This is a genomic window from uncultured Kiloniella sp., assembly GCF_937128705.1.
In the GTDB taxonomy this organism is placed as follows: domain Bacteria; phylum Pseudomonadota; class Alphaproteobacteria; order Kiloniellales; family Kiloniellaceae; genus Kiloniella.
The window spans coordinates 1-9,617 of the sequence record NZ_CAKZMP010000273.1; the positions used below are offsets into that span (position 1 = coordinate 1).

Below are 9,617 nucleotides of genomic sequence, written 5' to 3' on the forward strand. Positions count from 1 at the left end.
AGACAAGTGCGACCCTGAAAAGTTGATTTGTGAATACATAGAAGCTGGCGGCGATTGGCATCAGCTAGCTACAGCCGTGAACCGTTTAGCTCTTAGAGGAGCAACCAAACAATGAAACGAGATATTTATCCAGACGGGGCTTTTGAAGAGAGTGCCGGAAAGCCTTATCGCCCAAGTAACGGAACTGAAGGTGATTTTTTTATCGATGCATGGTGTGTTAATTGCTATCGATTTGATGAGGAAGACGGCCCTTTTAATTGTCCAATTTATGAAAGGATGATGTGCCATCAAATAGGTGAAGAAGGTTATCCTCAAGAACTGGTATGGGGCGAAACTGGTCAACCTTTGTGCCAAGCATTTATTCACCATTTGGAAGTTCCAGAAATAGTTGAATCATATCGCTGTGAATTCACCCCTGACCTATTTCAGGAGGTTGTTCAAGATGTCTAAACGTTCTCCAATGTGGCTAAGAAAAAACGCTGCTATTCGTGCCGCCTGTAAAGAATTTGGTATCTCTGAAGATGAACGACGGGCGATTATTTACCAAGTAACCCGTAATGATTCTTTGGGTAAGTGTCGGGATGGTGAAATTGCGAATGTACTCGACAAAATCAACGAGATTTATCGCCCTCAAAAGAAGCAAGGCAAGGTCACTAATAACAGATCTAATCATCCCGGCGATAAAGCTATTCAAAACAAGATACTGGCTTTGTGGTTGGTGCTTTATGACTTGGGGCTCGTTGAGAGCAATACAGACAAAGCCTTAAACGGCTTTATCAAGCGTCAACTTAAAGTCGATACCTTACGTTGGGTTACAGGCTATCAGGCTGATAAGCTTATCCGTATTTTGAAAACAATGGCTGCTGATCGTGGCGATGTTGATTGGTCTTTAGACCAAAATCAACCTGAGCAATGTGTCATCCATGCACAGTACCGAATATTAGTAAACCTCGGGCAAATCAAACATGCCGATACTTTGGATATTCAAGATTATGCAGGGTACGTCACAGGCAAACAACGGGGGTGGAACCACTATTCTTTCCAAGATTGGCGAGACCTTCAGAAAAACTGGGGTAAATGGATCAGACGGGTAAAAGCAAAACATGTCGATTGAGCCAAGTGCTTCGGATTCATATGATGGCTGGCCTTTAGGGCTAAAGAGGCTGGCAAAAATCATCGGGCATAAAGCTACGCTTGATCTGGTAGAAGTTGCGGGCGGTCTTGATAAACCGAAAATTCCAGCTGAAGTAACGCCGGAACACCCTTGGGTAAAAGCTGTGGGGATTGACAAACTGCAACTCTTGTCTGAAGCTTTGGGCGGTCAAAGGATCTATATTCCTCGTGGCTCATTTATCAATTTAAAGAAGCTGCCTATTCTAGATCTACTGGAAAAGGGCTGGAAGCCTAAAGATATCGCTTTGGAAATCGGCGTGACGGTAAGATATGTTTATCAGTTACAGAGCGAGTACATTTTGACAAAAGAAGATAGTCAGAACCGATTATTTTAAGTCTTACTGAACTGTTCAGGACCTCCGGAACGGATATTTAATTGTCATAGTTGCCTCAGTTATCCAACTGAGGTTTTTTTATGTCTCCGATCAGTACACAGACCAATAGCGAACGGGTCTACAATCAGGCAATCAGCATCGTGTTAGCACACGAAGGCGGGTTTGTTTATGACCGTGATGATCCCGGTGGCGCGACTAATTATGGAATTTCATTAAGATGGCTTCGCCAAGTTGGCGATTTGAATTTTGATGGTTTCAAAGATGGCGACATAAACCGCGACGGCGTTGTTGACGAACGTGATATTCGTGAAATGTCCGTCGATGATGCAAAGGTATTTTACCGTCAATTATGGTGGGATAAATACGCCTTTGATGATTTGCCTCCACTTCCAGCTATCAAGGTTTTTGACCTAGCCGTCAACATGGGGCCACGCCCTGCTTTTCGTATTCTACAGCGCGCAGCCAGATCTTGTTGTTACGTGCTTGAGGATGATGGGATTATTGGTCCTGCAACACGGACTGTTATTGAAAGTGTTTGTAACAAGAATACAGGTCCGGACAAACATGCGCTTGTCTCTGCAATCTGTTCTGAAGCTGCCGGATATTACCGATATTTAATCGCAAGAAAGCCCGCCTTTAGCAAATACAAGAACGGTTGGCTCAATCGCGCCTATTACCTCCCTTACCAGCATTTAAACGGAGATCTATCATGATCAAACGCATTACGTTACTTCTGTTTGCTTTGACACTGGGAGGCTGCGGCTTTCTTGGTGACCAAGCCGACAAAAGACTTGGGGAAGCCTGTACTGACGACGTACGTGTTGTTAGAGCAACCCTCTTTTATGATTTGCTTGAAAATCGACACGGAGCTGAGATTACACAGGCCCTTGTTGAGCCTCTCGCGGTCATGCATGAAAGTCTTGCCGCCGAGGTATCTTTAGATCCGGCTGGTGATGCTTACCGTCTAGCATTTGTTGAAGTCGCTTTTGATATCCTTAAAAAAGAAGGTAAAGAAGTTGTCCTGGGCGGTTTTGATGAAGCTGTAACCAAGCTCCGACAACTACCTTCCCTAGCATCGGGTTTTAACGTTATCGAAGCTCGTGTCGGAATTGCTTGTGCGAAGTCTAAAATTGATAACCCTACAAGCGACCTTCCCGAAGATCCATCAATAGATCCAGACACGGCAGACAAGCCCAAGGCGGAAGGATCTGCCTGATGGTAAGCAAGCTTCCACAGGCTTTAGTAAAAGGTGAGAGCGGTTTCGATATTGAGGCCGCGCACTTTTTAGCTGAAATGGCAGAGTTGGCTTACTTTTCGCCAATGCATATTGAAGCTACTTTAGCGGATATGGGTGTTCATGATTGGCGGTTTATTGAGGCCTGGGACAGTCAGTGTTTTTATGCACGATTTCCAACTTTTCGCATTGTGGCTTTTCGAGGTACGCAACTGGACGCCGGAGATATTTGGACAAACCTTAAATTCAAGCAACAGGATCTGGAAGAAATCGGAGTTGCTGAAGATAATAAATCCGAAAGCGTTCATCGCGGTTTTTACGATGCTCATTTCGCTTTGTGTAAAGAGTTATGTTCAGTTCTCGGCGCAGGTGAAACACCACTTTATTTAACAGGCCATAGTCAAGGTGGGGCTTTGGCTATTCTTGAAGCTGCTATCCCCGATGGTGAAGATGATACGGTAATTTACACCTTTGGTGCTCCTCGTGTGGGAAATAACTGTTTTGCTGAGTTGGAGCGTTACCCACACCACCGCGTAGTTAATTCAATTGATATCGTGCCGATGCTTCCATTTATGGCAATGGGCTACAAACATAGTGGAACCCTTCAATACATCGACGGGAAAGGCAAAATACACGAGGCCATTCCCCTCTCAACTCAGCTGATAGATCAATTGAAAAGCCTCTGTGCTTCGGTTTTGAAGGGCGATGGTTGGTTTCGTTGGTTACCCCTCGGCCCTTTCCAAGCTCACAGTCTCAAAAATTACATTCAAGTCCTTCGCAGAGGTATCAAGTAGATGGTTGATCATGCCGATAAAGCACAGGATTTAATCCAAAGTACTTTAACTAAAGCTATAGCTGCGAATAAAGCTGCTTTGGCTCAAGGTATAACACGCCATGAAGAGTGCTTCGATTGCGGAGATCCTATCTCAGTTGCAAGGCAAAAAGCGATACCTGGCACAACACTTTGCGCTTACTGCAAAGAAGCACAGGAGCGCGAATATGGTTGAGGGTATTAGCACTACGGCGCTTGGAATTATCGTTGCCATTTTCCTAGCTTGGTCTGCTGTGATGCTGGGAATTATCAAGCTTCTGATTGAAAGAGCGCTGTCAGCTTCAAACGATAGACATAAACGCCTTCAGGTCCGAATGGATACGCTGGAAAACGACTTCCGGAATTTATTGGTAGATCTTCCAAACAAATATGTTCAACGGGAAGACTGGATACGTTTAGCAACGACCATTGAAGCGAAAATGGATGCTTTAAATAATAAATTTGATGAACTAAAGGACCGTTTATATGCACGGAATTAATTTAGAAAAACCGATGCGAGAAGAAACGCGCTGGCGTTTGTTACGTGCATTGGATGCAGGACGCCCTGGTAAGGTAAGCGAAACCATTCTTTTCCGCACTTTGGATGACGTTGAGCTACCGCTTTCGCCTAAAGGGCTAAGGCGTGAACTGGATTATCTGCGTGATAAAGATCTGATCACAATCACAGGTGAAGACGATCCAGTTTGGCTTGCAGAACTAACAGCTGATGGTGTTGATGTCGTGGAATACACAGTTGCAGCACCTGCTGGTATTAGCCGCCCGAAAAGGTACTGGTAAAATGCCTCCGCGTTCAAAGGTCGAAGCATTACCATCTGATGTCCGCGAAGATTTGGAGCGACAGCTGGTCCAGAATAGTTTTTCAAAATACAGGGAACTATCAGAGTGGTTGGCTGAACAAGGCTTCCAGATTTCAAAATCAAGCCTTCATTCTTATGGGCAAAATTTTGAAGAACGCCTAGGATCACTCAAGCGTGTAAGCGAACAAGCGCGTGTTGTTGTCAGTGAAAATCCTGATGACGATGGTGCGGTTAATGATGCTCTGATCCGGCTTGTTCAAGAAAAAGCTTTTACACTTCTGCTTGAAATGGAAGTTGATGCAAAGGATGTAAATCTACCCAAACTAATGAAAGTGATTGCAGATCTTTCTCGGGCTTCTGTCAGTCAAAAAAGACTTGCTTCAGAGGTTCGTCAACAAGCGCGTGAGGAAGCCGCAAAAATAGCTACTAATGCAGCGAGACAAAACGGCTTTACCGAAGATCAAGCCGCTTTTATCAGAGCGGAAATTCTTGGAGTTAAAATCCAAGATGAGTAAGGATGCAAAAGAGGCAAGACTTATTTCCCGCCAAAAGCTTTCAGGGGAAGAGAAAAAACAGGCGTTAGATCTTGTAGAAGAAGAACAAAACAACCGTCAAACCCAAGGCCTCAGTGTTAAAGATATTCCAAAATTATTATTGCTCTACCAAAGTCGTTGGTTGGAGGATCAATCTGATATCAGAATTGGTGAAAAATCGCGCCGTATAGGTTTTTCTTGGGGAGCGCTTGCAGCTGAAGGCGTCTTAGAAGCTTCTTGCTCAAAATCAGCTGGTGGCATGGATCAGTTTTACATGGGCTATAACATGCGTATGGCGGCGGGCTACATCGGGGATTGCGCTTTTTTTGCCAAAGCTTATGGACATGCAGTAAGTGAAATTGACGTCTGGAAAGAAACTATTCTGATTGAGAATGAAAAGCAGGATATCGTCACTTACAAAATTACTTTTGCATCCGGTTTTATTATTGAGGCTTTGAGTTCCAATCCTCATAACTGGCGATCACGTCAAGGTCATGCGCGCATCGATGAGGCCGCATTCCATCAAAACCTGAAGGAAGTCATCAAAGGTGCCCTGGCTTTTAAAATGTGGGGTGGTCGGATTGATATTGTTTCAACCCACAACGGAGAAGATAACGAGTTTAATGAGCTCGTAAAGGAAGTGAAAAGCGGAAAGCTTCCCTGGTCTCATCATAAGATCACTTTTGATGATGCTTTAAAGCAAGGTTTTTATAAGCGTGTTTGTCTTATCCGGGGAAAAAAATGGTCCCCTGAAGCCGAAGAAAAATATCGTAAAAGCATCTATGAAGATTACCCAACCCAAGAAGATGCTGGCGAAGAGCTTGATTGCATCCCCAAAAAGGGCAGCGGTGCATATTTCACACGGATGTTAATTGAGAAATGCCAAAAAGAAGGTATCCCAATTATACGCCACCAAAGAGCACCGGAATTTGTTCTGGATACTGATCGGGAAAGAAAAACCAAAGAGTGGATAAAGGACAATCTAAAACCCGTTATTGATAATTTGCCCACGGATCAGCGCAGTGTCTTCGGGTTTGATTTCGGACGTGATGGGGATTTGTCCGTTTTATGGGCTTTACAGGAAGCAAGCCCGCTTGTGTGGGAAACTGCGTTTATTCTTGAAATGCGCAAAATACCCTTTGATGCCCAATGGATCATAACTGATTTCACAATTGATGAACTGCCGCTCTTTACGCATTGTAAATTTGACGCGCGTGGAAACGGTCAATCCCATGCTGAAAAAGCTCTACAAAAGAAGGGCGAAAGCTATGTTGATTGTGTGATGTTGAGCGCGCCCTGGTACCGCGAATGGTTTCCCAAATATCGCGCGGCTTTTGAGGGCAGCAATATCATCGTTCCGAAGTCTGAAGACATTATCGCAGATCACCGCCTTGTGCAGCTGGTTAAGGGTAATCCGGGTATGTCTGATTCTCGAACAAAGGGAAGTGACGGACAGTACCGACACGGGGATAGTGCTGTTGCGGGTGTTTTGGCTTGGGCTGCTGCTACAGAAGAAAATAACCCGCCCCCCGCTGGCACCTCAATTCACGAGCAACACACTGATACCTACGCCCCACAAATCTCGATGGGTGATATCACCGAAGATATTTACGACGCCCGTTCGCGCTATTCACAAGGATTGTTTGACTGATGTGGAATCCATTCAAAGAAAAAGAAATTGTTACCGAAAGAGTGGAGCCTATTCTTGAAGCGGCTGGGGTAACTGTTGGCGAAAGTTTCAGGGAAGCAAAAGGCGAACCCGGTTATACAAAATTAAGCGATACAGGTAAACGGGATTTAAACCCTGTCAAGCATCGCAAAATGCAAGAAATGGCTTCGTTACTTTGGCAAAAATCGCCTTTGGCCAGATCAATGTCAGAACTACCTGTTGCCTATCTTTTAGGGGAAGGTCTTAAAATTTCCGCTAAAGATCCAGAAGTTGATAAAGCCATTAATTCTTTCTGGAAAGATCCTATAACACGGATGGATATAACTTTACCCCGGCGTGTTCGGGATCTTGGTTTACTCGGGGAGCAATGTTGGCCTGTTTTTGTAAATAAAATGAACGGCCATGTCCGGATGGCTAATCTAGACCCATCCAGAATAGCAACGGTTCTTTATGATCCTGACAATTCAGATATGCCTATCGGTGTTATATCTGTTTCAAATCAGAAGGGCATCCAGAAACGGTATAGAACTATTGTAAACGGTTCTGAGAATGTTTTTGGTAAAGTCGCTCAATCAATTCGCAAAACACTTACTGACGGCGATTGCTTTTATTTTGATGTTAACCGACTTTCTGAAGCAACGCGTGGGACATCTGATATCTTGCCGTCTCTGGATTGGTTGATTGCCCTTGATCGCAGTATGTTTGGTGAAATTGAAAGGGTTGATTTTCAGCGCGCTTATATTTGGGATGTTCTCATTAAAGGCGCTTCTCAAGATGAAATTGAGGCGCGAGCCAAAAAGACAAGGCCACCCGCGCCTGGCTCTGTACGAATGCACAACGAAAGCGAAGAATGGAATGCTGTTTCCCCTGATATCAAAGCGGGACAAAATGCAGAGCATGTAAGGACAATTAAGAACTATGCCGCCGGATCTACAACCATGCCGGAACACTGGTTCGGCGGTGGTGGCGATGTTAACCGGGCAACCGCAGAATCAATGCACGAACCAGTTTTTAAGCGCCTGTCAGTAAGGCAAACTTATCTGAAGCACGTCCTGGAACAAATCTTACTTTTTGTTGCTCTAAAGCGCTTAGATCCACAGGGTGAGTTACCTGATGATTTGATGGGCCTTGAAGATTTGATGCCAACTGTTGAATTCCCTGAAATGACATCCAAGGATGTTTCACGCCATTCAGCTGCCCTGCAACAAATCGTGGTTTCTTGTGTTATGGCAATTGATAATGGCCTTCTATCCAAAGAAAAAGCTGTTTCCATGATTGGCATTATTGCCAAACAGATTGGTATTGAAATTAATCCGGAGGACGAGTTACGCACGGCAAAAAATGAGATTACCACAGAGAAAACCAAAGATTTTTATAGTGACGTCACGCCGAAGGTTTCCGGAGAGGTCGAAGAATGACACCACAAGAGAGGCAATTCAGATCTGAAAGAGCCAGAAGACTTAAAGCCGGTCGAAGACTTCGCAAGGATCAAACGGGCGATATCATATCCAGTTTAACCGAGGCGCATAATTTAATCATCAAGCGCATGGCTCAAAGTAATGGCGAATTTACACAAGCTTTCTTAAACACACGCTTTAGGGAGCTTAAAGATATCCTTGATGGTGTTGGCCTTGAGGCGAGTGAGTTGGCATCTTCAGCACATATATCAATGGCCGATGCCGGACTTAGCTTGGTTGATGATCCGTTACAGGCTAGCGGTATTCGTATTTCAGCGGTTTATACATCCATCCCGGAAACGCAAATCGTGGGGATGAGATCTTTTCTTGTTGATAAGATCAGCGATATTACAGATGAAACCGCCAAGAAAATAAAAAGCCAGTTGGGTTTATCTGTCATCGGTGCACAGGATAAAACCGCGACAATTGATGGTGTTTCCAAATTACTCGGTGAAACACTTCCAAACCGTGCCAGAACTATCGTCAATACCGAACTGGGAAGGGTGTATGCGACGGCCACACAAGAGCGGTTAAAACAGGGCGCTGAATTTTTGCCTGGTCTTGGTAAGGAATGGAGAAGATCCGGCAAGGTGAATGAGCGCCCTACACATATTGTTGCGGATGGCCTGATTGTTCCTGTTGAGAAAAAATTCAAAATTGGCGGGTATGAATTGGACTATCCACGAGATCCCGCAGCGCCCGCTGAAGCAACAGTAAATTGTGGCTGTGATGTGCTGCCCGCAATGGAAGATTTTTAGGGCCTGTTAAATACCGGATTAGCCGATTTTAAGAAAAATTGCTTGCATCGGTGTTAGGGGCGACAATAACATCGAAGCTAAAAGGGGGCCTTTAAACGAGAAAAGGCCGTCTTGTTTAAACAGCCATCATCGCGCGTCAAAGATAGAGATGCGCACACACGGGCTTTAAAATCGCTTTTTCCAAAAGTGATAAAATCTCCCCTTAAAAATGATTTACAAAAAATAATCGGTTTTACTGAACTGTTCAGACCTCCCGGACCTTCAGGAAACTAAATATCTTTTCTTCAGACGCAATCAATTAGCCGTTTGGCAATTAACGCAAGTTTGAAGGAAGGCTTTCGCCGTGACGACAAAATCTAAGACAGGTACCTCTAAAACTTCCGAAGCAAAAATCACAACTGAAACAGCTGATGCGATGCAAAAGCTTCAGTCAGATTTGCAAGCTGCTGAATTGGAAAAGTCAGAGCTGAAAGAAAAGCTCAAGCAAGCTGAAGATGCTCTTGCCCAAACAGCCACCTTAGAAGCAAAGCTTGAAGACGCTTTACAGGAAAAAGAAGAACTGGAAGCAAAGCTTGGATATTCCCAGGCTGATCTTGATCTTGCCAATGAGACTTTGGCGGTCCTTGAACAACGCGGCAAGTCTGTCACTAGCGATGCTGAACTTCTGGATGCGGTTAAGTCTGCAAAGGATGTGGACGAGGCTAAAGCTGTTAACGGTGTTTTTGATGTTGCCCTTCGTGAACTCGAAGACGCTATCGCCGATAGCTTGTTGGTGGCAGCTTCCGACTGTCTAGTGATTCACGCGGGTGCCGTGTGTAACTCAGAATCA

The 9,617-nt window shown here is 44.6% G+C and carries 14 protein-coding genes; all 14 read left to right on the forward strand.

Annotated elements, in window-relative coordinates; genetic code table 11:
* The first annotated feature begins 111 nt into the window (after positions 1-111).
* Entirely contained in the window at positions 112-450 is a 339-nt protein-coding gene (locus Q0241_RS13795; RefSeq protein ID WP_299378473.1) for a hypothetical protein, read from the forward strand.
* Positions 443-1,114, forward strand: coding sequence for a regulatory protein GemA (locus tag Q0241_RS13800; RefSeq protein WP_299378475.1), 672 nt, complete (start codon positions 443-445; stop codon positions 1,112-1,114). The genes Q0241_RS13795 and Q0241_RS13800 overlap by 8 nt, the downstream gene beginning before the upstream one ends.
* On the forward strand, positions 1,104-1,508 hold the full coding sequence (locus Q0241_RS13805; RefSeq protein WP_299378476.1) for a helix-turn-helix domain-containing protein: 405 nt from the start codon (positions 1,104-1,106) through the stop codon (positions 1,506-1,508). Before Q0241_RS13800 ends, Q0241_RS13805 begins: the two co-directional genes overlap by 11 nt.
* A gap of 80 nt (positions 1,509-1,588) precedes the next feature.
* Complete coding sequence (locus Q0241_RS13810; RefSeq protein ID WP_299378478.1) at positions 1,589-2,221, forward strand: glycosyl hydrolase 108 family protein; 633 nt, start codon at positions 1,589-1,591, stop codon at positions 2,219-2,221.
* Positions 2,218-2,724: a hypothetical protein gene (locus tag Q0241_RS13815; protein WP_299378480.1), complete on the forward strand. Its 507-nt coding sequence runs from the start codon at positions 2,218-2,220 to the stop codon at positions 2,722-2,724. The genes Q0241_RS13810 and Q0241_RS13815 overlap by 4 nt, the downstream gene beginning before the upstream one ends.
* A complete protein-coding gene (locus Q0241_RS13820) occupies positions 2,724-3,536 on the forward strand; it encodes a lipase family protein (protein ID WP_299378482.1) in 813 nt (270 codons plus the stop codon). Before Q0241_RS13815 ends, Q0241_RS13820 begins: the two co-directional genes overlap by 1 nt.
* The gene (locus Q0241_RS13825) at positions 3,537-3,749 is read left to right on the forward strand and encodes a TraR/DksA C4-type zinc finger protein (protein ID WP_299378484.1); all 213 of its coding nucleotides are present in this window, start codon (positions 3,537-3,539) and stop codon (positions 3,747-3,749) included. It abuts the gene before it with no gap.
* A complete protein-coding gene (locus tag Q0241_RS13830; RefSeq protein WP_299378486.1) occupies positions 3,742-4,053 on the forward strand; it encodes a hypothetical protein in 312 nt (103 codons plus the stop codon). The genes Q0241_RS13825 and Q0241_RS13830 overlap by 8 nt, the downstream gene beginning before the upstream one ends.
* Positions 4,040-4,351 (forward strand): cytoplasmic protein, encoded by a 312-nt coding sequence (locus tag Q0241_RS13835; protein ID WP_299378488.1) that lies wholly within the window; start codon positions 4,040-4,042, stop codon positions 4,349-4,351. The genes Q0241_RS13830 and Q0241_RS13835 overlap by 14 nt, the downstream gene beginning before the upstream one ends.
* 1 nt (position 4,352) lies before the next feature.
* Positions 4,353-4,886: a DUF3486 family protein gene (locus Q0241_RS13840; RefSeq protein ID WP_299378490.1), complete on the forward strand. Its 534-nt coding sequence runs from the start codon at positions 4,353-4,355 to the stop codon at positions 4,884-4,886.
* Positions 4,879-6,555: a hypothetical protein gene (locus Q0241_RS13845; protein ID WP_299378492.1), complete on the forward strand. Its 1,677-nt coding sequence runs from the start codon at positions 4,879-4,881 to the stop codon at positions 6,553-6,555. Before Q0241_RS13840 ends, Q0241_RS13845 begins: the two co-directional genes overlap by 8 nt.
* Entirely contained in the window at positions 6,555-7,991 is a 1,437-nt protein-coding gene (locus Q0241_RS13850; RefSeq protein ID WP_299378494.1) for a hypothetical protein, read from the forward strand. The genes Q0241_RS13845 and Q0241_RS13850 overlap by 1 nt, the downstream gene beginning before the upstream one ends.
* Positions 7,988-8,788: a hypothetical protein gene (locus Q0241_RS13855; RefSeq protein ID WP_299378496.1), complete on the forward strand. Its 801-nt coding sequence runs from the start codon at positions 7,988-7,990 to the stop codon at positions 8,786-8,788. Before Q0241_RS13850 ends, Q0241_RS13855 begins: the two co-directional genes overlap by 4 nt.
* A gap of 343 nt (positions 8,789-9,131) precedes the next feature.
* The coding region (locus Q0241_RS13860; RefSeq protein WP_299378498.1) for a hypothetical protein at positions 9,132-9,617 on the forward strand (486 nt) is incomplete at its 3' end.

Bases quoted from the DNA above. Each gene is read 5' to 3' on its own strand.
- Q0241_RS13795 (WP_299378473.1), top strand. From the start codon at position 112: ATGAAACGAGATATTTATCCAGACGGGGCTTTTGAAGAGAGTGCCGGA.
- Q0241_RS13800 (WP_299378475.1), top strand. From the start codon at position 443: ATGTCTAAACGTTCTCCAATGTGGCTAAGAAAAAACGCTGCTATTCGT.
- Q0241_RS13805 (WP_299378476.1), top strand. From the start codon at position 1,104: ATGTCGATTGAGCCAAGTGCTTCGGATTCATATGATGGCTGGCCTTTA.
- Q0241_RS13810 (WP_299378478.1), top strand. From the start codon at position 1,589: ATGTCTCCGATCAGTACACAGACCAATAGCGAACGGGTCTACAATCAG.
- Q0241_RS13815 (WP_299378480.1), top strand. From the start codon at position 2,218: ATGATCAAACGCATTACGTTACTTCTGTTTGCTTTGACACTGGGAGGC.
- Q0241_RS13820 (WP_299378482.1), top strand. From the start codon at position 2,724: ATGGTAAGCAAGCTTCCACAGGCTTTAGTAAAAGGTGAGAGCGGTTTC.
- Q0241_RS13825 (WP_299378484.1), top strand. From the start codon at position 3,537: ATGGTTGATCATGCCGATAAAGCACAGGATTTAATCCAAAGTACTTTA.
- Q0241_RS13830 (WP_299378486.1), top strand. From the start codon at position 3,742: ATGGTTGAGGGTATTAGCACTACGGCGCTTGGAATTATCGTTGCCATT.
- Q0241_RS13835 (WP_299378488.1), top strand. From the start codon at position 4,040: ATGCACGGAATTAATTTAGAAAAACCGATGCGAGAAGAAACGCGCTGG.
- Q0241_RS13840 (WP_299378490.1), top strand. From the start codon at position 4,353: ATGCCTCCGCGTTCAAAGGTCGAAGCATTACCATCTGATGTCCGCGAA.
- Q0241_RS13845 (WP_299378492.1), top strand. From the start codon at position 4,879: ATGAGTAAGGATGCAAAAGAGGCAAGACTTATTTCCCGCCAAAAGCTT.
- Q0241_RS13850 (WP_299378494.1), top strand. From the start codon at position 6,555: ATGTGGAATCCATTCAAAGAAAAAGAAATTGTTACCGAAAGAGTGGAG.
- Q0241_RS13855 (WP_299378496.1), top strand. From the start codon at position 7,988: ATGACACCACAAGAGAGGCAATTCAGATCTGAAAGAGCCAGAAGACTT.